A 26,028-nucleotide genomic window follows, 5' to 3' on the forward strand; every position below is an offset into this window, starting at 1 on the left:
CAGATCCAGAAAATGAATTTTCATAGACGGTTAACAAGATCCCTCAAGTCTTCGAGCCGGCCACCGAGGACAATCCTGTCGCCTTTTCGGATCGTCCAGGTGTGGTCCGGGTGGGGATGTGCTTCCTTCATGCGCTTAACCACCAGAGCTTCAACCGGTTCGCCGTTGATCACCTCTCCGATGGTCTTGTCAACGAGGTCTTCGGTGGTGTGAAAGTCCACGATGAAATAGTCGTCGTCCAGGCCCAGGTAATCATGCACCATCGGGTAGTTCAGTTCCTGAGAGATCCGGACACCCATCTCGAACTCCGGTGCAATGATTCGGGTCGCTCCAAGCCTTTCCAGAATGCGATGGTGCTGGTTTGTCAGCGCCTTGGCCCAGACCTTCTTTACCCCAAGTTCTCGGAGTTGCAGCGTGGCGAGCATCGTAGCTTCGACGTTCCTACCTATGGCCACTACAGCGGTATCGTAACTGCCGGCGTTCAGTTCAATGAGCGAGTTTTCGTCTGTGACGTCCGCGATCACTGCATGAGTGATTTCATCAGCCAGTCGGTCAACTCGTTGTTCGTCCGAATCAATACCCAGCACTTCGTGGCCGAGGCGAGTTAATTCGCGTGCGATCGTGGCCCCGAACACGCCAAGGCCAATGACAATGAACTGTTGCTTTTCGATCATGGGTGCGGTTCCGATATCGGTGAATACCTTGTTGACGAAATCTTCTCACACAGCTTTCGTGGCTGTGTTCTCAGCGCCGTAAAAATACCGTAAAATTTCACTTTGTACCGTCCTAATTCCACCCCGGATGTGATTTCCTTACGCCGTCTGAGGCAAACTTGGTCGAGAGCAGGGCTTGTCGGCGATGGGAGTCTATAGATTAAAACCGGGCTTTTGGGGCTATTTGGTGATTGCGCTGGCTTGGCTTGGGTTTTTGGCTGTGGCGAACAGGCAGGCTTCTCAGCCTGTGACGTCCATATTTCCGTACCGGGCCCCCGTGGTTTTTTTGCTTGGGTATACGGTGCCAAATGGGGATTTTTCTTTGCCGCAATTTCAACTATCGCAGCGCTTCCCGGTGACTATATTGATACCCACACCAAAGCCGAATTACTCTATGCTGCTTTGTCTACTTATTCCCAGTTAACAGGGGCTGTCATAGGCTGTCTGCTGGCAAAAATGATACGTGAACGGTCTGGGCGATCCTGATGCTGCCTCTGTTAAATATCCTTCCAGTTATCCAAATACTCGGTTTCCTACTGATTTTGCTCAGTTTACTGATGACACTGCCAGTAAATCTCCTAATGTTCGGTGATACACCGGATTGGCTGGCTTTCGTGAAGTCCGCCAGTATCTGTTGCGCTGTTGGCCTGTTATGTTTTTTTGGAGCGGGCGGAAAACGCCGCCATGCCCTAAAACAAAGGCAAATGTTTATCCTGACCGTATCTGCCTGGATTTTTATTCCATTATTCTCAAGCCTGCCGTTATTGTTGAGTGATCTTGACCTGAGTATTACAGACGCATTCTTCGAAAGCATCTCTGGCGTGACAACCACGGGCTCTACGGTAATGAGTGGGTTAGACCACCTCCCGGGAGACATTCTGCTCTGGCGATCGATCATGCAATGGATGGGAGGTATCGGCATCATTGGCATGGCCGTAGCGATTCTTCCATTTCTCCGAATTGGTGGTATGCGGCTGTTCGCTACGGAATCTTCAGAGTGGACGGAGAAAGCCGTGCCGCGCACGAACCGTCTTGCGAGGGGGCTGGTTGCCAGTTATCTGGTGCTGACATTCGGCTGCATCCTAACGTACTGGGCCTTGGGCATGGATCTGTTCAACGCAGTGAACCATGCCCTGACAACCGTATCCACCGGCGGCTACTCCACATCAGATAGCTCGATGGGGCAGTTTGACCAATTATCGATACTCTTTGCTGCGAGTATTTTCATGATGCTCGGCGGTATTCCATTTTTCCTGTTCGTCAGACTATTGAACGGGCAAGTTCAGCCGTTACTGCGCGATCAGCAAATTCACTTTTTCCTAAAGTTCCTGTTTCTGATTGCAGCCGTTATTGCTGTATACCGCATCTGGAATGACGGAACGTTTCCACTGGATGCGTTTGTGCACGCGCTATTCAATGTGACATCGGTTGTAACGACAACGGGCTATGCTTCTCAGGATTATTCGCTATGGGGACCTCTGGTCGTGGTCCTGTTTTTCTTTCTCACGTTTGTAGGTGGCTGTTCCGGTTCAACAAGTGGTGGCATGAAGATCTTCCGGTTCCAGCTATCCATGCTGCTACTGCGGGAGCAGGTATCGAGATTGCTCCACCCAAGAGCGGTTATAGCAAGGCATTACAACGGGCGGATCATCAGTGATGAAATCGTGGCGTCCAGCGTAGCGTTCTCATTTATATTCCTGGCAACGTTAGCGGTGGTGGCAGCAGTTCTTGCCGCATTGGGCCTTGACCTCGTAACCAGTTTGACGGGGGCGGCGACGGCACTCGCAAACGTGGGGCCCGGCCTTGGTGACACCATCGGCCCTGCGGGTAATTTTCAACCATTACCAGATGCGGCAAAGTGGGTGTTGATGGTTGCCATGCTTTTGGGGCGACTGGAGTTGCTGAGCGTGTTCGTGATGTTCTCACCGCAATTTTGGCGAAGCTAGAGTAAGCTGTCTGTGATGTACCATAAATAATCCATGGCGATGGGTTGGTCTAGGCGATTCACGTTCCGGAGTCACCGTGCTGCTGGAAGTGCGCCATGCGCTGACGGAAGACTGGCGTTACTTTCTGGATGGCCGTGTCTTAACAGGCGAGGTCGGTACACTGGGAATTTTCGGGGCAGGAACCTGCCTGGCCTGCAAGCCCAACGGCACTGGCTGGCAAGTGGGTGCGGTTGTTACGTTCCACGATGGCAAGCTTGCCAACCGTGACTTTGGTGTGACCACACAACAGTCCATAGATTCCGGCCTACCGGCAACCGATGTTGATAGCGGGTACAGATCAACAGGGTTCAATGTTAGCTACCGTAATTACTTGCACAAGAACTGGCAGATCTTCGGTGAGGCTCTTTACGAAGCCTTTGGGAGTGAGGTTTCAGACAGCCCGATCACGCGCAACAATTACGAGGCGGAGATTGGTGTTGGCTTCATTTATGTTTTCTAGTTTTGGGTGAGGGAGAGGTAAACGATTCTGTGTCTCCTGCAAAAGAGACATCCTGGTCTATACCGTATTTAACATAATATACATTATGCGCAGCCAAATAACTGAGATTGCCTGGTGGGCGGAGTACCCTTCAACATCAACAAATGCTCACGAAGAGCAGCTAAGGTGCGATACCCCAGCAGCGTTGAAGAACTCCAGCGGCTTTGGCCGGTAGTATTTGTTCTCTACATCCTTCGATTGTTCAGCATAGGGCTGCGTCATCACGTCCTGCAGTTCACGCAGCAACGCGTAATTTCCTTGTGCGGCTTGCTTGTAGGCAGGCACAACGAACCATTCCCGCAAACTGTACTTCGGGTTGACGAGTTTCATCTGGGTGGATAGCGATTCACGATCAACAGACTCAGTGATCGATCTCCATTTTGTGAGCCATGCCGACCAGCGCTTCTCCAGGCCTTCGGGGATCGTCGTATCCGTCAGCCTCCTGTAGAAGCTTTTCTGCAATGGTTCGATATCGTTGGGCACCGCAGAAAGTTCCCGGAAGAACATCGTGTAATCGACGGGCGTGTGCACCATCAGGGTTAGCAGTTCTCGGAACAGATCCTCGTCGAACGCCTCCAGTCCCAGTTTGGCCGCCCACATCTTCTCCATTTGAGTTTGCATCTGTTGCGGAAAACCAGTTTCGAGTTCGTCCAGTTGCCGCAAACTATCCGGATGCGCCTTTAATAACGGCTGCAACGCCGTGCAGAATGAATGGAAATTGCGTTCTGCCGCCGCGGGTTGGTTAAGGAACGAAAAGTGCTGACCGCCGCCGGTCCACGGTTGATAACGAGGGTCGAACAGATCGATGAATCCAAAGGGACCATAGTCGAGGGTGAATCCGCCGGCTGCACAGTTGTCGCTGTTGAAGTTGCCCTGGCAATAGCCAACGCGAATCCAGTTGGCCACCAGCGACGTAAGGCGGCTGCGGAACTCACGGGCAAGCAACACGACTTTTTCGGCAGTGGATAATGTCTGGTCTATAAGGCCATCGTACTCACGATCGATCAGGTGAAAGACGATCTTTTCGAGTTCTTCCATGGCCTTAGGGTGTTCGTTCTTACGGGCACGGCGCCCAAAGAGCTCGAGCTGCCCTACCCGGATAAACGACGGCGCAACCCGCGTAGAAATGGCGACGGGCTCGAATACCAGCACATCCGGGTCGATCGATCGTGATCCCTCTGAATACCACGGGCGCCGAACTTTCTCGGTTTTGGAAACGTACAGGCTGAGAGATCGTGACGTAGGAACACCCAGCGCGTGCATGTGCTCCTGGGCCAGGAACTCACGGACACTTGAGCGAAGAACGGCCCGGCCGTCTGCACCACGGCAGTAGGGTGTGCGCCCTCCTCCTTTGAGCTGTATCTCCCAGCGTTGACCGTTGATGACGGCCTCAAGCACGGAAACAGCGCGACCATCACCGTAACCATTGCCGGTCTGGAATGGGCATTGCTGAGTGTATTCGTTCCCGTAGATAGAAAGCGCGTAACCACACGCCCATCCGGTTTTACGCAGAGGCTCCGGTACACCGGTTAAATCGCCTGAAAACATCCGCACAAAGTCTTCCGACTGCGCGAGGGGGTCGGCAAAGCCCAGTTCTCGAAACAGACTCTTGCCGTGCGCGGCGTATTCAGGGTTTTCAATGGGTGTGGGTCTGACAGGTACGTAGTGGCCAGAAAATACCTGACGGGGTGCGTGGTCGACTCCGCTTGTTGTTCCCTCAGGGTCACAGTTTAGGGTGTCCATCAGCGAATAATCGGCCAGTATCGCGAGATCGTTGAGGGTCGCGATCAACGGGGCAGTATCGCGAGGCGTTCGCTTTGGCATAGGGACATCTCATTCAAGGTTTGGTAAAAAACAACAACGCTAACAGAGCGCGCGCTATTTGACAGCCCCGAAACGTGCAACCAATCTTCAATCAATCAACCTACTTCTTTATCAGCTCTGGAGCCCGCATGAGCAACCTGTCACCGGAAACCGAATTCGACTGCCCAATCACCAAAGAATGTGGCGCGTTGGTTCAACTCCTGCAACCTCGTGAACGAGAACTCGGCGGCTTTTCAGTGCGGCGGGTTCTTCCGGTGGTGGGCTAAAAGATGATCGGACCCTGGATTTTCTTTGATCATATGGGGCCTGCACACTTTCCTGCCGGCGACGGCATCAATGTGCGCCCTCACCCGCATATTGGCATTGCTACCGTCACTTACCTGTTTGAAGGCGAAATCCTGCATCGTGATTCCCTCGGGAGCCTGCAACCCATCCGCCCGGGCGATATTAATCTGATGGTGGCCGGGCACGGTATTGTGCATTCAGAACGGGAACGCTCGGAGATTACGGCAACTGACCACACACTGCATGGCTTGCAGTTACGGCTGGCACTGCCTGAGGCGGAAGAAGAAACAGATCCCGCCTTTTACCACTACTCGGAGAGTACCGTTCCCTCCGTGTCGGTAGGTGATGTACCTGTCCGTGTAATGATGGGTACCGCCTATGGTGAGACCTCTCCGGTGAAGGTGTTTGCCGACACTCTGTATATAGAAGCCTGGCTGAAGGCTGGCCAAAAGCTTACCTTGCCAGACGCCCGAGAACGCGGCCTCTATGTGGCGAAAGGTCGACTTCTGGCAGGCGGAACGGAGATTCCCGAGTTCTCCATGGCGGTTCTGGCAGCGCAGGAAGGTGTCACCGTTGAAGCCCTGGAAGAAACGCGGCTCGCACTAATTGGTGGCGAGCCCCTTGGTAAACGGTTTATCGAGTGGAACTTCGTTTCCAGTCGTAAGGAGAGAATTGAAGAGGCTAAACGGGATTGGGAAAACGGCCGATTTCCCACCGTTCCGGGGGATGAGGACGAGTACATCCCACTTCCGGGTTAGGAAAATCTGTTACAACCAGCGTCGAACTTCCGCCGAATACTGGTTGTATTGCTCTCCGAAGAGTGCCCGCATATGCCGCTCCTCGGGCTTGATCTGAAAGCGATTCATATATAACACATAGAGCGGAAGCAACAATGCGGCGAACACACTGCCGAGATAAAGCCACCAAGCTGCCAGAATCGCCAGAAATCCCACGTACATGGGGTTTCTGGTGTGGCGATAAACACCATTGACCACCAGGCTATTGGTCTGGTGAGGCGTGCGTGGATCCACCGTTGTGCCTGCGCGCTTAAACGCGAGAACGCCCAGTAACGCGATGCTTGCACCGGCCATCAAAACAATGGCGCAAAGAACCAGCCGCCCCGGAAAGGCGAAGTAACCGGAGGGCAGCACCCGGGAAACGGCCCACATCGCAGCCCCGAAGAGAAGCGTCAGGATAATCGGTGGAACCTTGAGTTCAAGCACATTCACTTGTCATTCCCTTCCACGTTTTTAACCGGGCAGTTTTGAAGTAATGCCAAGTGATGTATTGGCAGCATCCCGCACCTCCCGATACCGTTCGGGGTTGTTGATCAGCGTGTCCAGATTATCTTCCGGAAACATGGCTCTCAGTTTCGCTTTGGCTTCATCGTTTTCAACGATAGCGGGCATTAACTGCTCAAGCGCCCGCAGCATCGCCTCCGGAGATACCGAAGCACCCGGAGATGCACCCAGTATGGTGCCGTAGGTTTTATCAGAAGACACGATAATCTCTGTGCCCATCTGCAAGTCACCATCCTTGATGATCTGTACCCGCTGCCCCGCCTCTATGGGCTTCCAGTCAAACTTCTGGCTCAGGCCGGGGGCAAACTTGTCGAGGGCCGCCAGCATGCTCTTATCGCCTTTGAAGGTTTCGGAGATCAGATACTTCACCAGCGGGAAATGCTCAAGGGCGACGTTCAGCAGTCCTGGAATATCGTGCAGTCGCATGGCCCGAAGGTAATCGACAAATCCCCTGCCTTTTTCCAATACGGGCTTAAACGAGGCAAACGGACCGAACAACAGGTAATGCTGGCCATCAGCCACCCGTAAATCCAGATGCGGAACCGACATCGGCGGCGCTCCCACCTCTGCTTTTCCATAGGTTTTGGCCCGGTAATGGTCGGCCTGTTCCGGAGTAATCCTGGCCTGCAGAAAACGCCCACCCACGGGAAAGCCAGTAAATCGACGGGCGAACGGCAGGTGACTTTTCTTCAGAATCGGGAAGGCGCCTCCGCCGGCACCCACGAACAGAACGTCCGCCCGGTGTTGAACTGGCGCGCCCCGGGACCGGGTTTCCACCAGCCAACTGCCCGCGGGGCTGCGATGCACCCGCTTAACATGCACGCCATATTCGATCTTCACGCCCAGCTCATTCACGGCGTAATCCGCCATGAGTTCCGTTAAGGTGCCAAAGTTTACGTCGGTACCCGCTTCGATGACGGTAGCAGCCATCTTCTCGTCACGGGCGCGCCCCTCCATGGTGAGGGGAATCCAGCTTTTGATTTCGTCGAAGTCTTCGGAGTACTGCATATGCTCAAAGAAATGATGCGCGGACATTTCCTTGAATCGCAGTTTCAGCTCATCGATGGAGGGTTCGGAAACGATAGTGCAGTGCCTGGTCTGGTTGATGAAGCTGGTCGGCTCTTTAATGGCCCCCCTATCAACCAGGTAGGCCCAGAACTGCTTCGCTACGTTGAACTGGGCGTGAATCTTCAGGGCCTTTTCAACGGAAATAACTTCTTCATCCACCGGCGTGTAGTTAAGCTCGCAGTTGGCTTCGTGACCGGTGCCGGCATTGTTGAATGCCCAGGAGTTACCCGCCCCTGCCTGGTCCAGGCGTTCCAGGATGGTTACGTCCAGCTCCGGGGCCAGTTCCTTTGCCAGGATGGCAAACGTCGTTCCCATAATGCCTGCGCCGATGATGGTTACTTTCATAGAGATAGCCGCCTGTGTCCGTTTGAGTGTCTTTAACTGAAATATCTTCCCAGAACCTAACATAATTCCAGAGGGCTCGATAACGAGATCATAATAGGCTACTATGGGACTGTATATTTATACAGTCATCCATAAACAGCGAGGAATCTTCTTAATGGCTGTTCAATCTTTGTTCTACTCAGACCGCGACGGACTCGAAATGGCACTCAAGAATCCCGACTCGATGCTTTTCACTTCCAAAGCCGAAGCTGATGCCCGCGATAAAATGCTGGAGCTCTCGGAGAATATCCAGCTCTGGTTTGAGAAGAAAATCCCGGATATGCCGGAGCAACTGGCGGAGCAATGCGCCCTGCTGATTGCAGAGAACAAGGACCTGTTCCAGAAAGCATTGAAGAAACCAGAGATCCTGGCTGAAGCCGAGACTCCGGCTGATTAGAAAGGAGCGTTCGTTCACTGGTCTGAAAATCAATGTTACCGTAACAGATTCGGTACACCGTCATATTTATCCAGCAAGGAGTTTCTAATGGCCAACACCCGCGCATACGCTGCATCAAGCCCTACTTCCGGCCTGGCGCCCTACTCCTTCGACCGGCGCGAACTGAGACCAGACGACGTCGCCATTGAAATTGATTACTGCGGCGTTTGCCACAGTGACCTGCATACCGTCGAGAACGACTGGGGCGGCTCTCAGTATCCCGTTGTTCCTGGTCACGAGATCATTGGCCGTGTCACTGCCGTAGGCCGGGATGTTACCCGTTACCAGCCCGGCGATCTGGTGGGCGTAGGCTGTATGGTTGATAGCTGTCGTACATGTTCCGCCTGCGATTCCGGGCTGGAACAATACTGTATAGAAGGCTCCACCATGACCTATGGAAGCCTGGATCGCCACGATGGCACCGTCACCCATGGCGGTTATTCCGAGAACATCGTGGTAAGCGATCGTTTCGTGGTACGCGTGCCGGAAAACCTGGACCCGGCCAGCGCTGCACCGCTCTTGTGTGCCGGTATCACCACTTACTCCCCGCTTAAGCACTTCAAAGTTGGCAAGGGCCATAAAGTGGGCGTTCTTGGTATGGGTGGCCTGGGCCACATGGGTGTGAAGCTGGCCAAGGCCATGGGGGCGGAAGTCACCATCTTCACCCGTTCAGAAAGCAAAGTGGCGGAGGCGAAGAAGCAGGGTGCTGATCACGTCATCATTTCCACAGACAAGGCCCAGATGAAGGCCGCTGCGGATTCGTTCGACTTCTTGCTCGACACCATTCCTGTGGCCCACGATCTCAACCCCTACCTCAAGTGCCTGAAATACGATGGCACCCATATTCTGGTGGGGCTGCTGACGCCCGTGGAACCCGCGCTGCAGGCGGGCCTGCTGGTCACCAAACGGCGGGTGGTAGCCGGTTCGCTGATTGGCGGTATGCCGGAAACCCAGGAAATGCTCGATTTCTGCGCTGAGCACAACATTACCTGTGACGTGGAAATGCTGGACATCCGCAACATCAACGACGCCTACGATCGGCTGAAAAAGAGCGACGTGAAGTACCGCTTCGTGATCGATATGAACACCCTCAAGCAGGGCTGATTAAAGCCAACTCAAGACCCCGGGTTGGCATTGCGTCGCCCGGGTGGTCTTTGACAATCCGCTAATAACCAATCCGGTTGCAAAGGGTTAGCATGGGTCTATTGTTACCGTTATCGACCCTGGACACAGCGCATGACTTTTGCAAGTATTGCCGGAACCGGTTCCTACCTGCCGGACAACATCGTTACCAATCGTGACCTTGAACAGAAGGTGGATACCTCTGATCAATGGATTCGTGAGCGCACCGGCATTGAACAGCGTCACATCGCCCTGCCCGGCCAGTCCACGGTTGATCTGGCAGAACAGGCCGCACTGCGAGCCATCGAAGCCGCAGGCATTGAGGTAACGGATATTGACCTTATTGTTTTTGCTACCACCACCCCGGATAAGGTTTTCCCTAGCTGTGCCTGTATTCTCCAGGCCAGGCTTGGTATTCAGGGATGCCCCGCCTTTGATATCCAGGCGGTATGCAGCGGTTTTGTCTATGCCCTAGCAACGGCTGAGAAGTTCATAAAAACCGGCACCAGTAAGAAGGCACTGGTCATCGGCGCTGAGGTGTTCTCCCGAATCATCAATTGGGAAGACCGGGGCACCTGCATCCTGTTCGGTGATGGTGCCGGTGCGGTAATTCTTGAGGCCAACGAAGAAACCGGAATTCTGTCCACTCACCTCCACGCCGATGGCCGCTACGAGGATCTGCTACACGTTCCTTGCGGCGTATCTAACCACTTCGATGTCATCAAGGCAGGCAATGCGTTTGTAGAAATGAAAGGCAACGAGGTGTTCAAGGTTGCGGTAAACACCCTTGGCCAGATTGTGGATGAAACCCTGCAGGCCAATCAGATGCGAAAATCCGACATCGACTGGCTGGTACCACATCAGGCAAACCTGCGCATCATTGCCGCCACGGCCCGCAAACTGGATATGTCCATGGACCAGGTTGTGGTGACTGTTAATCGCCATGGCAACACCTCCGCAGCGTCCATTCCCCTGGCACTGGATGAGGCCGTTCGGGATGGACGTATCAAACGGGGTGAAACCGTTCTGCTGGAGGCCTTCGGCGGAGGGTTCACCTGGGGCTCCGCATTGCTGAAATACTGATCAGGCGCGGCGCCCTCATTCCCGAAAGCGCTATTATTATTTTCTTTTAGTATTTTTGGTTCTTAAAAAACTTTGTTAGATTGCTTCTCAGATTCACTATTTCCGGTTCTGAGGAGCGTCTGATGAAACAACTGCTTAAAGGTTTTGCTCTGGGCGCAGCCCTGCTCTCCGCCCAGCCAGCGCTGGCGGCTGATCGCGAGCTTCTCAATACTTCCTATGACATCGCCCGGGAACTGTTCGCGGCCTACAACGCGGAGTTCCAGAAGCACTGGCAGGAAAAAACCGGTGAAACGGTCAATATTCGCCAATCCCACGCTGGCTCATCCCGCCAGGCGCAGGCCATCATTCAGGGCCTCAAGGCCGATGTGGCCACGTTCAACCAAGTCACCGACATAGACATCCTGCATGAGCGCGGACGCCTGATCCCGGAAAACTGGTCCGAGCGTTTACCGAACAACAGCTCCCCCTACTACTCCACCATGGCGTTCCTTGTACGCAAGGGCAACCCGAAGAACATCCAGAACTGGGATGACCTGGTTCGTGATGATGTTTCCCTAGTGATGCCGAATCCGAAAACCTCCGGCAATGGCCGTTACACCTATCTGGCAGCACTGGGGTACGCCCAGGATACCTTTGGTGACGACGAAGCCAGAATCGACCAGTTCCTGGCTGACTTCCTGGGCAGTGTCCGGGTGTTTGACAGCGGCGGTCGTGGCGCCACCACCACCTTTGTTGAGCGTGGTATTGGCGATGCACTACTGACCTTCGAATCCGAAGTCCTGAATATTGCGGACCGTTTTGAAAACGGCGAGTACGAAGTCATCACGCCCAAAGTTAGCTTCCTCGCAGAGTTCCCGGTCACCTGGATTGACGATTACACCCGCCAGAACGGGACTGAAGAACTGGCAAAAGAGTACCTGAGCCATCTGTATTCTGAAGATTCCCAGCGCTTGCTTGCCGGGTTCAACTACCGGGTCCATAACCAAAAGGTTATCGAGGAAAACGCAGACCGTTTCCGTGAGCTGAAGTTGAAATCCATCGACGAGATTGCTGGCGGCTGGGAAAACGCCATGACCAAGCATTTCAGCAGCGGTGGCAAACTCGACCAGTTACAGCGGCGTCGGTAAGAGGCTAAGATGTCTGCTCCCGCTCAAATGAGCGCCGCCCCAGCGCGGCGCTTTTCAGGTTGTAGCAAACGGGTATTGCCGGGGTTCGGGCTGAGCCTTGGCATTTCGTTGTTCTTCGTCAGCCTGGTTTTATTGCTCCCGTTATCTGGCCTGGTGGTGGAAACATCCGGCATGACCTGGGATCAGTTCTGGTTCACGATCACCGATCCCCGGGTGGTTGAATCCTACAAGGTGACATTGTGGACGGCCCTGGCCGCATCGCTGTTTAACGGTGTCTTTGGCTTGTTATTGGCCTGGGTTCTGGTGCGTTATGACTTCCCGGGCAAGCGCGTACTGGATGCCTTTGTCGACCTACCATTTGCGCTGCCTACCGCGGTTGCAGGTATTACCCTCGCTACCCTGTTTGCCCAAAACGGCTGGTACGGCCAGTGGCTGGCCAAGCTGGGCATTGAAGTGGCGTTCACCCCGTTAGGTATTGTGGTTGCCATGGCTTTCACCAGCATTCCCTTTGTGGTGCGCACTGTCCAGCCGGTGCTGGAGGAATTGTCACCGGCGGATGAGGAAGCCGCCGTCAGCCTTGGGGCCTCCGATGGCCGGGTCTTCCGCAAGGTCATCTTTCCGTCATTGTGGCCCGCGCTGGTCACAGGCATCGCGCTTTCCTTCACCCGCAGCCTGGGAGAATTCGGCGCCATCATATTCATTGCCGGCAATACCCCCTACGTCAGCGAAGTTACCAGCCTGATGGTATTTATCCGGTTGCAGGAATACGACTACGCTGCGGCCAGCGCCATTGCCTCGGTTGTTCTGTTGGCCTCACTGGTATTGCTGTTTGCCATTAACCTCTGGCAGGGCCGATACCTGCGCCGTCTGGAGGGCCGATAGATGGCGGCTGAACATCATCGCGTTGGCGATCAACCCTGGTTGCGCCGCCTGCTCATTGGTGCTGCGGTTCTGGTGTCGCTTGTTCTGCTGGTGATTCCGGTCGTGGTCATTTTCTTCCAGGCCCTCAGTTCTGGCTGGAGCACCTTTACCGGTAACGTGCTGGATCAGTTCACCCTGCACGCCATCGGCCTGACCCTGCTGGTTGCAGCACTGACGGTACCACTCAATCTCATCTTCGGTACTGCCCTCGCCTGGGCCGTTACCCGGTTCCGGTTTCCGGGCCGGAAACTGCTGGTGACCCTTATCGACATTCCCTTTGCCGTATCACCGGTAATCGCCGGCTTGCTGTATCTGTTGCTTTACGGCCGGAACGGTTGGCTCGGCGGCTGGCTGGCCACCCACGATGTCCAGTTGATGTTTGCCTGGCCGGGCATTGTCATGGTCACCGTGTTTGTGACCTGCCCGTTCGTTGCCCGCGAGCTGATCCCGCTGATGCAACAGCAAGGCAGTGAGGAAGAAGAAGCCGGCGTGGTTCTGGGTGCGTCTGGCTGGCGTATTTTCCGGAAGATTACCCTGCCTAACATCAAGTGGGCGCTGATCTACGGCGTAGTACTGACCAATGCCCGCGCCGTGGGTGAATTCGGTGCCGTGTCGGTTGTTTCAGGTAACATTCGCGGTGAAACCAATACCTTACCGCTGCATGTTGAACTGCTTTATCAAGATTATAACGTGGTAGGTGCCTTCGCCAGTGCCGCCCTGCTGGCAACCATAGCCATCCTGACCCTAATTGTTAAAGCCTTTGTAGAGTGGCGCCAATCCCGCCCAACGATCCTGACGCCCGAGAAAGGAGGTGTCTGATATGAGCATCACTATCGACCGGATTTCCAAAAGCTTCGGCCGCTTCCGGGCCCTTAATAACGTCTCCCTGGAGATTCCTGAGGGTAAACTGACCGCACTCCTGGGCCCGTCCGGTTCGGGTAAAACCACCCTGCTGCGGATTATTGCCGGGCTCGAGTCCTCAGACGCAGGCCGCATCCTGTTTGGCGGCGATGACGTCAGCAACCTTCATGTGCGGGATCGCAATATCGGTTTCGTGTTTCAGCATTACGCCCTGTTCCGCCACCTCACCGTGGCGGAGAACATCGCATTTGGCCTGGAATCCCTGCCCCGTAAACAGCGGCCGCCGAAAGCCGAGATTCGCCAACGGGTAGCCAAGTTGCTGGAGATGATTCAGTTACCGCAACTGGCCGACCGTTACCCGGCGCAACTGTCCGGTGGCCAGAAGCAACGGGTGGCCCTGGCCCGGGCCCTGGCCACCCAGCCTCGCATTCTGCTGCTGGATGAACCCTTTGGTGCTCTGGACGCAAAAGTGCGTAAAGACCTTCGCCGCTGGCTGCGGGCGCTGCATGACGAGTTCCATTTTACCAGCATCTTCGTCACCCACGATCAGGAAGAAGCCCTGGAGCTGTCCGATCAGGTGGTGGTCATGAGCCAGGGACAGGTGGAACAGGTCAACGAACCTACCGATCTGTACGCACGGCCCGAAAGCCGGTTTGTGTTCGACTTCCTGGGCCATGTCAATGTGATCTCCGGCGTCGTGAAAAATCATAAGCTGGTTCAGGGGGATGCCTGGGTGTCTCTGCCCGGGCAGAAGTTTGACCAGGAAGCCCAGCTGTACTTGCGCCCCCATGAGGTCCACCTTGCCCGGGCGCCAGCGATTCACGCCCGTTTACCGCTGCGTATCGAAGCCATCAGTCTGATTGGCTCGGAAGTGCGGATAGAGCTTGTGCCGGTGGGCTGGAACAGTGACGAGATCTGGGAAGTTGGCATGAGCCACAACGAATTCGCCCGCCACAACCCAAGCAGGGGTGAACTGTGGTACGCGGTGCCAGACATCGGCCACCTGTTCGTTGCCGATAGTGCCCAGCCAAAATCCGTTGACTGGGCCTATACCACGGCGGCGAACGCCAGCAACATGTAAAGCTCAGGCCGCCAGCCAGCGGCCATCCGAGTACTGCTGCAGGCCTTGCTCACCCATCCGCCAGAGCCAGAGCCACCGGTTTTCAACCAGGGCTCTGACGTCGTCCTGGGATTGCAGTACCTGTTCAATCCGTTCTGCTGGTGCGTCAATCACCACAGTCAGGCGCATGGGTTCATGGCGCAGGCGTTCACCGTCGTGAACGGATTGCCAGGGCAACCCAATGCGAAGATCCGTGCCGTTACCCTCGACAACGCCGATGTTTCCACCTATAACAGAATGCAAGAGCTTGTTGCCGGCACCATAGAGTGACGGTTGGCTAACCGATCCGAAATACTGAAGATTAATCCAGTTTGCCACCACCATCGGTGCTGACATTAAGGCAGACAACACAGCCCCCGTAACATCCAGCTCCGGCCTGTAATCATGAAGAAAACAGCGGCCAGCCAGATTGATCGCCCGGCTGCGGTGCCGGGGGGCGATAATCATGGCAGCGTTATTTGCCAGCCCCCATTCAGGCCTGACCTCAGCCCAGTTGTGAGTGCGTTTTTTAAGTTCATTCAGCAGAGCCGTATCGGAATGACCGTTCAGGCCAAGGATAGCTGCCCGCTCACGACGCGTGGCTGCCGAAGCATTGCTGAAGCTCTGCACCAGTTGGTTGGCGATGCGTTCATGACTTGCGGGTATCGCCGTTTTTCCCAGCAGGCGCACCTGGTCAGTCACCGTGCAATGCTCCGCGGCCATAACCAAAGTACTCTCTGGCAGAACAATACCCCGATCTGCCAGCCCGGCGCGCACACTGCGGTCGTTCAGCAGCTGGGCCGCAATGCTGGCATTTACACCGCCGTTCTTGCCGCCACAGGCGCCACAGGCAAGCCCGGCCTGGTTCGGGTTGTTATCAGTGTGGGCACCATGGCCGACCAGCACCAGCAAGGGTGCAAAATCACCAGTCAACGACATGGATTTCAGCAGGCCTTCTGCCAGATTAACCCGCTCAAAGTCTGATAACGGATCTCCCCCATAGCGCTGGAACAACCGGCCTTCAGCAACTTCTTCGGAGTTTTTGCTGTTCTTCTGAAAACCATCCCGTACCAGTTTCCACGCCCACGCAAGTCCGGTGGTTTCCACCAACGTAAAGGTTGAAAGGCTGCCGTATTTTGCCTGTCGAACCGTTTCCCTTACCTGCTCTCGCCCATCCAGCTGCCTGTTTCGTACCTGGTCTGCCGATGTGCTCCCCAGGGTATCAACATAACGGTACGCAGGCGCCAGCAAGCCTGGCAGTCGGGCTTCATCATCTGACGGGCCAAGTTTCTGATGGGTAACGGGAAGACCAAAGAATCCGGCAACGCCCAGTGTGTCGATTTCCGGAGACGTATTCTCCAGATGCCGCCGCAATACTTCGGAACGCACATCGATGCAGAACGCAGCCTGAACCTCAGGGATACGGTTCAGAGATCCCCGGGGTTGTTCTGCCGTTCGTTGTAGGCAATCCGCCAGCTGTCGTTGCCATGCCATTTCATAAGCGCGATGCCAAACCCACAACAGCGGGTCGTCGTTATGAGCGTGCCAGGTCACCTGACTCCCGGAAAACGCCTGTTGCCACTGGGCTCGCTCTTTGGCCGACAGCGCTGTCGCCGCCATCCATTCACAGGCCAGCAACACGGTGGCTAACTGGGCGCACCGGTTCGATGGCAGGCCGTCCAGAGCCGCCCGCCAATCTTCACCACGGCACCAAGAGGCCCATCCCGGCAACTGCAGTAACAGTGAGTGCACCACACCCGCCAACTGATCAGGAGTGTACGGTAAGGTCTGCGCGAGAAAACCCGCGGCGCTCCGCCAATCATCCGGAAGTTGCGCCTTAAGCGCCTTTGTCAACAGGGTTCGGGGGCCAGCCTGGGATAACCAATAACGGTACAGGTCGGTTGATTCGGCATTAACCAGCCACTGCCCCTGTCGATGGTCAAAGAACCGGCCACAGAGCAGCCCCAGAAATTGCGTGGTCTCTGACAGTGCATCACCGCCACCAGATGATATGAGCCGTGTCAGTGCCAAACCCGGTTTCCCCTCACGTGGCCGCAAATGGGACAGCTGCTCCAGCAGTAACCCTGTCGGCCGGTCGACCCCCCGCTCACGGGCTGCAGCTATCAGGTCTCTTTCCTGGATACGGCCGCCCCGCCAGGCGTCCAGATAGAATGTCGGGGCCATCAACATGCTCTGCCCGCTACGGGAAGCCAGTTCGGCGTCGGCGTTTTCAATGCCTTGATGCCGGTGGCCCCACCAGGGGTTTACCGCAATCCACCGATCCAGGGGCCAACTCGGGGCAATGCGCTCACAGGCAACACTGATCTGAGCAACCGCCTGATCTTCATCAACATCGGGTATGCGCAAGGTGGCACTCATGATGATTCTCCTGAGGTAAGAACGTAACGGGCATGGCCCTTCTTCTCTTTACCAACCTGAAGCCATTGACTGGCCCAGCGTCGTGTCACACGTTCGAACGGTTGATCCAGATACAGACCCTGGCTGAGCGGCAGGTTCAACCGTTGCAGCCAGGACCAGTCAGGCACGAGAAGAATGAGCAAGGACATCACCGCCAGAATACCCAGCATCAACCACGCCAACAGCGTAGCGACAGGCCAGAGCTCGAAGGCAGTCACGGCTGTAACCGCGGGCCCGAGTACCAGGTTAAGCAGGCCATAAAGAGGGACCAGGCTGAACGCCATAGCGACAACAGACACTCGCGCCCGGGCTGTGCTGCCGGAGGGCATACCGAGCACCGAAGCGGCAACCGCGAGCACCAGCAGTGCGGCTAGTATTGGTTTGTGCTCTACAAGACCGGGCAGCAACCACAGCGTCGCGGCTGCCAAACCTGATGCCAGCCCGGCAAGTACCAGCTGCGGCACGCTAGGACGGCCGGAAAAGTAGACAGCGGTGGCCCGCACCGCCCGGCCGGATGCCAGCAGCGAGTGCGCCTTATACAGTGAATGAGCCAGCAAGTGCAGCAGTGCCAGAGTGTAGGCGCCCAGCGCAATTTCAAAGAGCATAAAGCCCATCTGAGCATTGGTTGACCAAACCAGTGCATGTTTTACCGAGCTTTGAGTCATCATGGCGAACACTGCCACGATGGCGGTAACACCGCCCGCGAGCAACAGCAGGAAGTGACCCGCTGTAAACCCTTCAAACACCGGGAACAGCCGCAACCAGAGGAACCCGCCAAGGTTGATTACACCGGCATGGAGCAGTGCCGACACCGGCGTAGGCGCTTCCATCACCCGGATTAACCATCCATGAAACGGAATCTGTGCGCACTTGAGCACAGCGGCAATCGCGAGCAGGACAGACGCGATCGTCAGCTCAGGGGAGGATGCCCCAACCTCGCCGGCCAACGCGTAGATCTCCGGAATACGAAAACTGCCGTAGTGGCGCCAGATAAAGACCACGGCACCAATAATCGCCAGATCCCCCAGCCGGCTGGTAATGAACTTCTGCGCTGCCGCCAGCCTGGCCTCGGCCCGGTCCGGGTACAGAGTCAGCAATTGATGCAAGGCCAGGCTGACACCAATCCAGGCGAATGCCAGAACCAGAAGATGATTGGTGAATACCAACACCAGCACACTGGCCACTGTGGTGAGGAACCAGGGCAGGAACACCGGGAAGGCGGCATCGCCACGCAGATAATCCCGGGAATATCGCAGAATCACCCAGGAGACGAAACTGACCATCAGCGCCATCCATACCGACAGGCCATCGGGATACAGCCCGAGCGGTGCCCCCAGTTCCGGCAACCGCGTATCCAGCCCCGCCGACTTCAGCAATAGCAAAAAGCCCACCACACCGGTGACCGCAACCAGCCCTTGCAGCAAACACTCCGCCAGGCGCCAGCAATGGTCAATCTTGGTTTTTGATTGAGTCCAGTTGGCGAAGCCGGCCAGCGCCAGGAGCAGGATAGGCAAGGCCAGCCAGGTAGCCAGGACGGAGGTAGAAAATACGCTGGTGATTGTCGGCATAACGAACTCCTTTTGCGAACAGAGCCACTTTGCCGATTATGAATTCATAGATAAAATGGTTTATAAAGATCAAACTGTTCTTCAAAAGAGAACAAAGGCAAAGCCGGGGAACATCCATGCGCCTCAACTATCATCATTTGTACTATTTCTGGAAAGTAGCCAGCACAGGCCATTTGACCCGCGCAGCGGATGCGCTGCATATATCCCAGTCTGCGCTGTCCGGTCAGATCCGTAAACTCGAGGACAGTCTTGGCCATGAGCTGTTCATCCGGGAGGGGCGGCGGCTAAAACTATCCGAAGCCGGCCGCGTGGCCTTTACCTATGCGGAAGATATTTTTCGCCAGGGCGCGGAACTGGAAGCCCTTTTCCGAACCGGGCGCCAGACCAATCGGGAGGTGCTCAAGGTTGGCGCGGTAGCAACTCTGTCAAGAAACTTCCAGGAAGGCTTCCTTCGGCCATTGCTCGGCCGCCAGGATCTGGGGCTCAAGCTCCAGAGCGGTAGCCTGGAAGATCTGCTACGAAGACTATCGGCCCACCGTTTGGATCTTATTCTGTCCAATCAACCCGTTCACGGTGACGACGAAACCCCTTGGCTATCCCGGCGTATTGCCAGGCAACCTGTCAGCATTATCGGGCCGGCGGCCGCCGAATCCCGGGTCGGCTTTCCTGACATGCTGCATGACCAACCATTGATCGTGCCGGGCCAGGACAGCAATATCCGGCAGGCTTTCGATCAGCTGTGTGAGTACCACCAGATCCACCCGATTATGCTGGCTGAGGTGGACGACATGGCGATGATGCGCCTGCTGACTCGAGACAGCGGGCATTTCGCCATCCTGCCCCCGGTGGTTGTGCGTGACGAATTGCGCAAAGGCGAACTCAGGGATTACGGTGCGTTGCCGGGCGTGTTCGAAGAATTCTATGCCATTCGTATTCGCCGGCAATTTGAGTCTCCGGCCCTTCAGGAGTTAATGGCTCAACCTCCGGAACGACTATTGACCTTTCCGGACAATGATTCTGGTTGAACTGGTCTTTTGATGCGGCGCCGGGGCCGTTATAGTCATGGGGCGTAAAAATACAACAAGATCAGGAAGTAGCCATGACATCGCGCGCCCCTCGAAAACCTTCTGTCATCATAATCGGCACCGGATTTGGCGGGCTCGGCATGGCCATCCAGCTAAAAAAGGCCGGCTATGAGCAAATCACATTGCTGGAAAAAGAAGGTGCCGTTGGCGGAACCTGGCGAGACAACACCTACCCCGGCGCGGCCTGCGACGTTCAATCGCACCTTTATTCCTACTCCTTTGAGCCCAAACACGACTGGAGCCGGAAGTTTGGCCTCCAGGCCGAAATACTCGGGTACATGGAGCATTGTGTTCAGAAGTACGACCTGGCGCGCCATATCGAGTTCTACCGTGCCGTCGCCACGGCCAGCTTTGACAGCCAGTCGAATGAGTGGGTAGTTGGTACTGAATCGGGCGATGAATATCGAGCTGATGTGCTGATCACGGCCACCGGGCAGCTGAACCGCCCTGCCATACCCGCCATACCCGGCATTGACCATTTTAAGGGTACCTGCTTCCACTCTGCGCGCTGGAACCACGATTATGATGTGACCGGCAAGCGGGTTGCGGTGATCGGCACCGGCGCAAGCGCCATCCAGTTTGTTCCGGAGATCACTCCAAAAGTTGCAGCGCTGGACCTGTATCAACGCTCCGCTGCCTGGGTATTGCCGAAAGCCGACCGCCCATTTACCGCGCTTGAGCAATCACTGTTCCGGAAACTGCCGGCCTGGGACAGGCTCTACCGGGCCATGATCTACTGGAAGAACGAGTCCCGCGGGCTTGCCTTTACCAGGTTCAACCGGCTACTGGATATCTTTGCCCGACAGGCCAGGAAGGAAGCACAGGCATGGGTGACCGACCCCCACAAACTGAAGCACATCATTCCGGACTATCGTATCGGCTGTAAGCGGATTCTGATCTCCAACGACTGGTACCCGGCCATTAACCAGCCGCATCTGAATCTGATCACTGAGGGGATTTCTGAAATCGATGAAACCGGCGTTGTGACCGCCACCGGAGAACACCGCCCGGTCGACGCCATTATTTTCGGAACCGGCTTCAAGGCCACGGAGTTTTTGTCACCCATCAAGATCACTGGTCGTCAGGGTGTTGCCCTGAACGACGCCTGGGCAGACGGAAGCAAAGCGTTCAAAGGCATTACCGTGAATGGCTTTCCGAATCTGTTCATGCTGTATGGGCCCAACACCAATCTGGCCCACAATTCGATTCTGTTTATGCTGGAATCCCAGTTCCGATATATCATCAGCTCACTTGGTTCCCTGGCCAGATACCCAGGGGCTGCCATGGAAGTGCGGGGAGATCGGCAAACCCGTTATTGCCAGGTGGTCCAGCTTAGCCTTGAGAACAGCGTCTGGGATTCCGGATGTACCTCCTGGTATCTGGATGAACACGGCCGTAACACCATCAACTGGCCCGGGTTCACTTTCAGTTATCGCTTCTCTACCCGCGCCACAGACACAGCTGATTACCAGTTTCTGGAGCCTGAAGCAGGCCGTTAGTCCTCTGCTGTAACCACTCGGTTGCAGTTCAACGCTAAACATAGGATGATTGGGTCATCATTTGTCTGGGTGATCGGAAATGTTAAAGCCAATCAAAAAAGGCTCCCTGGTGGAGACCGCGATCGAAAGCCTGAGGGGCGTCATCGAAAACGGCCAGTGGCCTGTAGGAAGCCGACTTCCGATTGAAGCCGAGCTGTCTGAAGCCCTGGGCATCAGCCGCAACACCATCCGCGAGGCCGTTCGCGTGCTGGTGCATGTGGGCATGCTGGAAACCCGACAGGGTGATGGCACCTACGTACGTGCCAATCGTGATGCAGGGGAAACACTTCGACGTATCGCCCGCAGCCAACTGGTGGAGCAGCTTGAGGTGCGACTGATGCTGGAAACCGAGGCGGCGAGATTGGCAGCCACCCGGCGTACAGACCTCGATCTGAAAGCGATGAGCGACGCACTGGATGCACGGGCAAGTGCTGGCGACAACCTCACCGATCGAATCCACCATGATGAATGGTTCCACCATGCCCTGGTGCGGGCTTCCCACAATTCCGCTCTGATCGAGCTCTATGATTATTTTTCACACGCCGTCAGCCAGACAATCGAACGTACGGAGCGCGATGACGACCTGCCAGAACCCAGCCAGGAAGACCACGAACTTCTGCTGGCAGCCATCCGCCGAAAGGACCCAGCCAAGGCAGAAATGCTTTCGCGCGCCCTGCTCTCCCCCAGCCTTGACGTGATTAACCGGCAGAATCAGCCATGAAATTCCGTCTCGATACGTTCACCCTTCTATTGCTCGGTGCCATCGTCCTGGCGTCGTTCCTGCCGGTTACCGGGCAGGCCGCGGACATGCTTGCCACCACCGGTACCATTGCTGTAGCCCTACTGTTCTTTTTCCATGGTGCAGCCCTATCCCGACAGCAGATTATCGACGGCGCCACCCATTGGCGCCTGCACATCCTGATTACCACCCTGACCTTCGTGTTCTTTCCCCTGGCAGTATTGCCCATTAATGGGCTCAGCAACCTTATGCCGGAATGGATGCCGAGGGATCTGGGGTTGGGATTTCTCTATCTGGGCGTACTTCCGTCAGCGGTGTCGTCGTCCATTGCCTACACCGCCATGGCCAGAGGCAATGTGCCTGCCGCCATATGCAGCGCTGCAGCGTCTAATGTGTTCGGAATGATGCTCACTCCGTTCCTGCTGCTTTTACTGGTTTCGACTTCGGGAACCGGGGAGTTTGCCGTGGCTGAAGCGTTGAAAGACATTGTTCTGCAACTGTTGCTGCCCTTTGCTGTAGGGCATGCCTTCAGGCCAATGCTGGGAGGTTTTCTTTCACGCAATGAATCATTGATGGCCCGGTACGACCAGTGTGTCATCTGGATTATCGTCTATTCGGCATTCTCACACTCGGTGGTCAGCGGCCTATGGCAGAACCTGCCGCTTCAGGCCGTGGTGTTGACCATTCTTCTATGCGTCGGTTTGCTTGGGTTGTTCATGCTGGTGGCGATGGTTATGGTCAGAAAGTTGGGCTTCAGTCTGGAAGACGAAGCCGCGGTGGTGTTCTGTGGTTCGAAGAAAAGCCTGGCATCCGGTTTGCCAATGGCCAAAGTGCTGTTCTCTGGCCATCCGGGCTTCGGCATGATTGTGCTGCCGATCATGTGCTACAACCAGATTCAGGTCATCGTCGGGGCCATCCTGGCCCAGAAGTATCGAGCGAAAATCGATCGGGCGTCAGCCGCCCATGCCTCCGAATAGGGTTGCCAGGATAACCAGGCCGACGATCCACCCAATAACGGCAGGCCAGAAATTCACCATCTGCGGTGGTTGGTCTGCCTGATCGGCACTGGCCTGCTCCCTGGACACCTCTTCATCCGGGTAATTTCGCGGGTCTGGTTCATGGCTTGCTTCCCGAACGCTGAACCAGTCAAACCAATCACCCAGAAACTGCGCCACCGGACGGGGAAAACTGCCGTTCTCTGCCATCGGGCGGATCTGGGGCTCAAGGCTTTTGGCTATTTCCCTGCGTAGCGGTAACTGGTCTGCAGGCGGTTCGCACAAGATGGCCTTCCAGATACCAGCATCCTGCTGGCGCTGGTTGTCGTTCATCAGGGCTTTAATCTGAATCACCACTTCGCGGACAACCTGGGCTTCGTGGGCGTCCAGCGCCCGCTCTGCGTTGCTCTCAACCCCGGATTCCTCAGTCTGCTCTCGGCGGACTTCTTGGGCGACTGGCTCAGGTTGGGCGGCAGCGCTGGCGGCCGGCATGCCACCGGTCGCCTCCCTGAAAGCCTGCTCCAGCGCCTGGGCCTCGTTGTCCGAGGCAAATTTCATCTGGCGCTCATAAGCCTGCCGAATGCGTTCGCGATCTCCGGTTGGCTCGATGCCAAGGATGTCCCAGCAATTCATAAAACAGTCACTCCGGATCTGTGAAATCTGTAATCTTTGTAGAGACAAATCAATCGTTCTCCCCTAGGATTCAGGGAGAATCACAAAAAATCAGTCCGCTCGGCAAATTATAGAACGACACCCATGCGCATTACGAATTACCTGTCAGAAAATCGCGCTAACCGACTCCGCATGCGCAGAACCTTCGGCCATTCCCTGCTTGCCTCAGCCATTTTAGCCCTCTCGACCGGCAATGCCGGCGCGGATACCGGTTTTCCGGAGTTCAGCAATGGGTTGGTGGCTTTCAGCGATGACATTCCAGAGGTGCTAACCACCACCCGGCTGCGCCAGCCCAAAACCCGGGTTCCCGGAAGTACCACCGTGATCACCGGTGATATGATTCGGGACCTTGGCATCCAGAACCTGTACGAGGTGTTCCGCCTGGTTCCGGGCATGGTGGTCAATTTCGTTGGTAGCCACCAACCGGTTACCACCTACCATGGCACTGTGCATTATGAACAGCGCCGTATGCAGGTCCTGGTAGACGGCCGAACTGCGCATAAGGCAACCCTGTCTGATATGGACTGGGAAACCATGCCGGTGCCTCTTGAGATGATTGAACGCATCGAAGTAGCCCGGGGGCCCAACTCGGCTGCCTACGGCATTAATGCCTTCCTGGGCACCATCAATATTATTACGCGGGACCCGGCCGATACCGCAGGCGTTGAGGCGCGAGTGGTTCGGGGCTCCCGGGGTCACCTACGTACCTTTGGTTCCGTGGGCAACGCCGACCCGGATATGGATTGGCGATTAACCTATGAAAAGCGCAAGTTCGATGGCTTCGACTACCAGGTAGACGGCGGCGAGCGCTTTCCATTCCATGACGGCCACGACATCAACTCCTTTACCTATGATTCCCGCGTCAAGATCAACGACCGCACGGATGTTGAGCTGCGGGGCGGTGTTGTAGATGGCATGAATTATCAGGACAAGGACAAAAGCGGCGAGCTGAACCCGTTCGAGAATCCGGATATTGATGTGCGGGATTACTACCTGCAATCCAAACTGAACGTGATTGCGTCCGAGCGTCATTTTTTCCATGTGATGGCCAGTGTTCAAAATTTTGACCGTCGGCAACAATACACCGTTGGCTTTCCGGATAGCACTGTGCAGTGCCTCAGAGACAACACACCGCTGTATCAGTACACCTATTTCCCCGATGGCAGTCGAGAACGGCTCTGCTTTGTTGACGGGGGTGGCGCGCCCGCCATTGCCCAGGTAGACGCGGATTCAGAGGATACCCGCCTGGAACTGGAGTTTCAGGACACCATTCTGCTCAGCGACGACCTGAGAATCGTCTCCGGCGCGGGATTCCGGAAAGATACCTTCCGCTCTGAAACCTATTTCAACGGCCGCGGTAACAATTACCAGTCACGCTTCTTCGGCAACGTGGAATATACGCCGATAAACTGGCTGACCCTTAACGCAGGCGGTAACTGGGAACGCACAAGCACAACAGACGATCACTACTTCTCACCCCGGTTGGCTGCTAATTTCACGCTCAACAGCCGGCACGCCCTCCGCTTTGTCTATTCCCAGGCGGTCAGAACCCCGGATGGTTTCGAGCAGAATCCGGACTGGGGCTACACCCTCCGCAATGTCCGCCCTGCTATTTATTCCGATCTTGAGGGGCGCAGGGTAACAACCGCGGATGCGTACGAAGACCTGGGGTGGCTTACGCTCGGCAAAGACCTGAGGGAAGAACGAATCATTTCCCGGGAAGTCAGCTACTTCGGCCAGTTCCCGCTGGAGCGGGCCATGCTGTCTCTGGAAGTGCGGGGCTTCAAGGATGAAATGCGCGACATGATCAGCGGTGTTATTCAGCTCAAGGACTGGAGCATCGACAACAACGTTGCCGTGGATCAGCAAGGTTTTGAAGTGGAAGCGATGATTGAATACCCCGGCACAACCTTCCGTGCCAGCTACGGCTACCTGGATCAGGATACCTGGTACACCGGTCAGCCAATCATCAATCAGGACGGCGAACTTGATACCGGAAAACAGGAGCAGGCGGTCAGTTTGCTGACCCGGCTGTCTATAAGGCATTCCGGCAGTCTGGCGCTGATTCAGGATCTGCCCTGGGGTCTCAAGGCCTCATCGGCTTTCTACTGGGCGGACGAATTCAGACGCAGTCAATTCGAGCGCATTGATGCGAGAATTGCCAAGCGCTTCTATCAACCGCGTTATACGGCGGAAGTTGCCCTTACCATGCAACACTATCTGAACCGGGAACCGGAACTGAGCTCTGACAACAACATCAAAGACCACAACCAGTTCTTTGTGGAGGCGGGAGTCCGGTTCTGAC

23 protein-coding genes are annotated in these 26,028 nt (G+C 55.8%); 16 read left to right on the forward strand and 7 right to left on the reverse strand.

Annotation, left to right across the window (positions count from 1 at the left end; all coding sequences use genetic code 11):
• Window positions 1–20: 20 nt before the first annotated feature.
• A complete protein-coding gene (locus ACTZWX_RS02815; RefSeq protein ID WP_444712657.1) occupies window positions 21–674 on the reverse strand; it encodes a potassium channel family protein in 654 nt (217 codons plus the stop codon).
• 524 nt (window positions 675–1,198) lie between these two features.
• Between ACTZWX_RS02815 and ACTZWX_RS02820 the strand changes: the two genes are divergently transcribed.
• Window positions 1,199–2,659: a TrkH family potassium uptake protein gene (locus ACTZWX_RS02820; RefSeq protein WP_228715526.1), complete on the forward strand. Its 1,461-nt coding sequence runs from the start codon at window positions 1,199–1,201 to the stop codon at window positions 2,657–2,659.
• Between the two features lie 22 nt (window positions 2,660–2,681).
• Window positions 2,682–3,158, forward strand: a complete 477-nt coding sequence (locus ACTZWX_RS02825) for a MipA/OmpV family protein (RefSeq protein WP_444712844.1) — start codon at window positions 2,682–2,684, stop codon at window positions 3,156–3,158.
• A gap of 147 nt (window positions 3,159–3,305) precedes the next feature.
• On the opposite strand, the gene ACTZWX_RS02830 is transcribed toward ACTZWX_RS02825, so the two are convergent.
• Complete coding sequence (locus tag ACTZWX_RS02830) at window positions 3,306–5,021, reverse strand: protein adenylyltransferase SelO (protein WP_444712658.1); 1,716 nt, start codon at window positions 5,019–5,021, stop codon at window positions 3,306–3,308.
• A gap of 128 nt (window positions 5,022–5,149) precedes the next feature.
• On the opposite strand from ACTZWX_RS02830, the gene ACTZWX_RS02835 reads away from it, so the two are divergent.
• Window positions 5,150–5,287, forward strand: a complete 138-nt coding sequence (locus ACTZWX_RS02835; RefSeq protein WP_444712659.1) for a hypothetical protein — start codon at window positions 5,150–5,152, stop codon at window positions 5,285–5,287.
• A gap of 3 nt (window positions 5,288–5,290) precedes the next feature.
• Entirely contained in the window at window positions 5,291–6,064 is a 774-nt protein-coding gene (locus ACTZWX_RS02840; RefSeq protein WP_444712660.1) for a pirin family protein, read from the forward strand.
• A gap of 9 nt (window positions 6,065–6,073) precedes the next feature.
• Here ACTZWX_RS02840 and ACTZWX_RS02845 read toward each other — a convergent pair whose 3' ends face one another.
• The gene (locus ACTZWX_RS02845; protein WP_444712661.1) at window positions 6,074–6,535 is read right to left on the reverse strand and encodes a methyltransferase family protein; all 462 of its coding nucleotides are present in this window, start codon (window positions 6,533–6,535) and stop codon (window positions 6,074–6,076) included.
• Between the two features lie 21 nt (window positions 6,536–6,556).
• Window positions 6,557–8,020 carry a malate:quinone oxidoreductase gene (locus ACTZWX_RS02850; RefSeq protein WP_444712662.1) on the reverse strand — a complete coding sequence of 488 codons (1,464 nt, stop codon included), beginning with the start codon at window positions 8,018–8,020 and terminating at the stop codon, window positions 6,557–6,559.
• A gap of 154 nt (window positions 8,021–8,174) precedes the next feature.
• Here ACTZWX_RS02850 and ACTZWX_RS02855 point away from each other — a divergent pair, with 154 nt between their 5' ends.
• The 7 genes from ACTZWX_RS02855 to ACTZWX_RS02885 all read left to right on the forward strand — a co-directional run bounded on the left by ACTZWX_RS02855 (window position 8,175) and on the right by ACTZWX_RS02885 (window position 14,690).
• Window positions 8,175–8,456 (forward strand): YebG family protein, encoded by a 282-nt coding sequence (locus ACTZWX_RS02855; RefSeq protein ID WP_061333413.1) that lies wholly within the window; start codon window positions 8,175–8,177, stop codon window positions 8,454–8,456.
• An 87-nt stretch (window positions 8,457–8,543) separates the two neighbouring features.
• A complete protein-coding gene (locus ACTZWX_RS02860) occupies window positions 8,544–9,599 on the forward strand; it encodes an NAD(P)-dependent alcohol dehydrogenase (RefSeq protein WP_444712663.1) in 1,056 nt (351 codons plus the stop codon).
• Window positions 9,600–9,731: 132 nt separating this feature from the next.
• Window positions 9,732–10,700, forward strand: coding sequence for a beta-ketoacyl-ACP synthase III (locus ACTZWX_RS02865; protein ID WP_444712664.1), 969 nt, complete (start codon window positions 9,732–9,734; stop codon window positions 10,698–10,700).
• A 122-nt stretch (window positions 10,701–10,822) separates the two neighbouring features.
• A complete protein-coding gene (cysP, locus tag ACTZWX_RS02870; protein WP_444712665.1) occupies window positions 10,823–11,827 on the forward strand; it encodes a thiosulfate ABC transporter substrate-binding protein CysP in 1,005 nt (334 codons plus the stop codon).
• A 27-nt stretch (window positions 11,828–11,854) separates the two neighbouring features.
• Window positions 11,855–12,709, forward strand: coding sequence for a sulfate/thiosulfate ABC transporter permease CysT (cysT, locus tag ACTZWX_RS02875; protein WP_444712845.1), 855 nt, complete (start codon window positions 11,855–11,857; stop codon window positions 12,707–12,709).
• Window positions 12,710–13,567: a sulfate ABC transporter permease subunit CysW gene (gene cysW, locus ACTZWX_RS02880; protein WP_444712666.1), complete on the forward strand. Its 858-nt coding sequence runs from the start codon at window positions 12,710–12,712 to the stop codon at window positions 13,565–13,567.
• Between the two features lies 1 nt (window position 13,568).
• The gene (locus tag ACTZWX_RS02885) at window positions 13,569–14,690 is read left to right on the forward strand and encodes a sulfate/molybdate ABC transporter ATP-binding protein (protein ID WP_444712667.1); all 1,122 of its coding nucleotides are present in this window, start codon (window positions 13,569–13,571) and stop codon (window positions 14,688–14,690) included.
• Window positions 14,691–14,693: 3 nt separating this feature from the next.
• Here the strand turns inward: ACTZWX_RS02885 and ACTZWX_RS02890 are convergent, their stop codons facing one another.
• Together ACTZWX_RS02890 and ACTZWX_RS02895 are read right to left on the reverse strand one after the other, a co-directional pair.
• Complete coding sequence (locus tag ACTZWX_RS02890; protein ID WP_444712668.1) at window positions 14,694–17,087, reverse strand: YbcC family protein; 2,394 nt, start codon at window positions 17,085–17,087, stop codon at window positions 14,694–14,696.
• Window positions 17,084–18,694, reverse strand: coding sequence for an NADH-quinone oxidoreductase subunit L (locus ACTZWX_RS02895; RefSeq protein ID WP_444712669.1), 1,611 nt, complete (start codon window positions 18,692–18,694; stop codon window positions 17,084–17,086). Before ACTZWX_RS02895 ends, ACTZWX_RS02890 begins: the two co-directional genes overlap by 4 nt.
• A gap of 116 nt (window positions 18,695–18,810) precedes the next feature.
• Between ACTZWX_RS02895 and ACTZWX_RS02900 the strand changes: the two genes are divergently transcribed.
• The 4 genes from ACTZWX_RS02900 to ACTZWX_RS02915 all read left to right on the forward strand — a co-directional run bounded on the left by ACTZWX_RS02900 (window position 18,811) and on the right by ACTZWX_RS02915 (window position 23,033).
• Entirely contained in the window at window positions 18,811–19,719 is a 909-nt protein-coding gene (locus tag ACTZWX_RS02900; RefSeq protein ID WP_444712670.1) for a LysR family transcriptional regulator, read from the forward strand.
• 74 nt (window positions 19,720–19,793) lie between these two features.
• A complete protein-coding gene (locus tag ACTZWX_RS02905) occupies window positions 19,794–21,278 on the forward strand; it encodes a flavin-containing monooxygenase (RefSeq protein ID WP_444712671.1) in 1,485 nt (494 codons plus the stop codon).
• Window positions 21,279–21,357: 79 nt separating this feature from the next.
• Window positions 21,358–22,038: a FadR/GntR family transcriptional regulator gene (locus ACTZWX_RS02910; RefSeq protein WP_444712672.1), complete on the forward strand. Its 681-nt coding sequence runs from the start codon at window positions 21,358–21,360 to the stop codon at window positions 22,036–22,038.
• Window positions 22,035–23,033, forward strand: a complete 999-nt coding sequence (locus ACTZWX_RS02915; RefSeq protein WP_444712673.1) for a bile acid:sodium symporter family protein — start codon at window positions 22,035–22,037, stop codon at window positions 23,031–23,033. Before ACTZWX_RS02910 ends, ACTZWX_RS02915 begins: the two co-directional genes overlap by 4 nt.
• On the opposite strand, the gene ACTZWX_RS02920 is transcribed toward ACTZWX_RS02915, so the two are convergent.
• Window positions 23,010–23,684, reverse strand: coding sequence for a J domain-containing protein (locus tag ACTZWX_RS02920; protein WP_152438220.1), 675 nt, complete (start codon window positions 23,682–23,684; stop codon window positions 23,010–23,012). The genes ACTZWX_RS02915 and ACTZWX_RS02920 overlap by 24 nt on opposite strands.
• A 123-nt stretch (window positions 23,685–23,807) precedes the next feature.
• On the opposite strand from ACTZWX_RS02920, the gene ACTZWX_RS02925 reads away from it, so the two are divergent.
• Window positions 23,808–26,027 carry a TonB-dependent receptor plug domain-containing protein gene (locus tag ACTZWX_RS02925; protein WP_444712674.1) on the forward strand — a complete coding sequence of 740 codons (2,220 nt, stop codon included), beginning with the start codon at window positions 23,808–23,810 and terminating at the stop codon, window positions 26,025–26,027.
• The last annotated feature ends 1 nt before the right edge of the window (window position 26,028 follow it).

It is taken from the genome of Marinobacter sp. NSM, from assembly GCF_052380025.1.
GTDB lineage: Bacteria > Pseudomonadota > Gammaproteobacteria > Pseudomonadales > Oleiphilaceae > Marinobacter.

Bases quoted from the DNA above. Each gene is read 5' to 3' on its own strand.
- ACTZWX_RS02815 (WP_444712657.1), bottom strand. From the start codon at position 674: ATGATCGAAAAGCAACAGTTCATTGTCATTGGCCTTGGCGTGTTCGGG.
- ACTZWX_RS02820 (WP_228715526.1), top strand. From the start codon at position 1,199: ATGCTGCCTCTGTTAAATATCCTTCCAGTTATCCAAATACTCGGTTTC.
- ACTZWX_RS02830 (WP_444712658.1), bottom strand. From the start codon at position 5,021: ATGCCAAAGCGAACGCCTCGCGATACTGCCCCGTTGATCGCGACCCTC.
- ACTZWX_RS02835 (WP_444712659.1), top strand. From the start codon at position 5,150: ATGAGCAACCTGTCACCGGAAACCGAATTCGACTGCCCAATCACCAAA.
- ACTZWX_RS02840 (WP_444712660.1), top strand. From the start codon at position 5,291: ATGATCGGACCCTGGATTTTCTTTGATCATATGGGGCCTGCACACTTT.
- ACTZWX_RS02850 (WP_444712662.1), bottom strand. From the start codon at position 8,020: ATGAAAGTAACCATCATCGGCGCAGGCATTATGGGAACGACGTTTGCC.
- ACTZWX_RS02855 (WP_061333413.1), top strand. From the start codon at position 8,175: ATGGCTGTTCAATCTTTGTTCTACTCAGACCGCGACGGACTCGAAATG.
- ACTZWX_RS02860 (WP_444712663.1), top strand. From the start codon at position 8,544: ATGGCCAACACCCGCGCATACGCTGCATCAAGCCCTACTTCCGGCCTG.
- ACTZWX_RS02865 (WP_444712664.1), top strand. From the start codon at position 9,732: ATGACTTTTGCAAGTATTGCCGGAACCGGTTCCTACCTGCCGGACAAC.
- cysP (WP_444712665.1), top strand. From the start codon at position 10,823: ATGAAACAACTGCTTAAAGGTTTTGCTCTGGGCGCAGCCCTGCTCTCC.
- cysT (WP_444712845.1), top strand. From the start codon at position 11,855: ATGAGCGCCGCCCCAGCGCGGCGCTTTTCAGGTTGTAGCAAACGGGTA.
- cysW (WP_444712666.1), top strand. From the start codon at position 12,710: ATGGCGGCTGAACATCATCGCGTTGGCGATCAACCCTGGTTGCGCCGC.
- ACTZWX_RS02885 (WP_444712667.1), top strand. From the start codon at position 13,569: ATGAGCATCACTATCGACCGGATTTCCAAAAGCTTCGGCCGCTTCCGG.
- ACTZWX_RS02890 (WP_444712668.1), bottom strand. From the start codon at position 17,087: ATGAGTGCCACCTTGCGCATACCCGATGTTGATGAAGATCAGGCGGTT.
- ACTZWX_RS02895 (WP_444712669.1), bottom strand. From the start codon at position 18,694: ATGCCGACAATCACCAGCGTATTTTCTACCTCCGTCCTGGCTACCTGG.
- ACTZWX_RS02900 (WP_444712670.1), top strand. From the start codon at position 18,811: ATGCGCCTCAACTATCATCATTTGTACTATTTCTGGAAAGTAGCCAGC.
- ACTZWX_RS02905 (WP_444712671.1), top strand. From the start codon at position 19,794: ATGACATCGCGCGCCCCTCGAAAACCTTCTGTCATCATAATCGGCACC.
- ACTZWX_RS02910 (WP_444712672.1), top strand. From the start codon at position 21,358: ATGTTAAAGCCAATCAAAAAAGGCTCCCTGGTGGAGACCGCGATCGAA.
- ACTZWX_RS02915 (WP_444712673.1), top strand. From the start codon at position 22,035: ATGAAATTCCGTCTCGATACGTTCACCCTTCTATTGCTCGGTGCCATC.
- ACTZWX_RS02920 (WP_152438220.1), bottom strand. From the start codon at position 23,684: ATGAATTGCTGGGACATCCTTGGCATCGAGCCAACCGGAGATCGCGAA.
- ACTZWX_RS02925 (WP_444712674.1), top strand. From the start codon at position 23,808: ATGCGCATTACGAATTACCTGTCAGAAAATCGCGCTAACCGACTCCGC.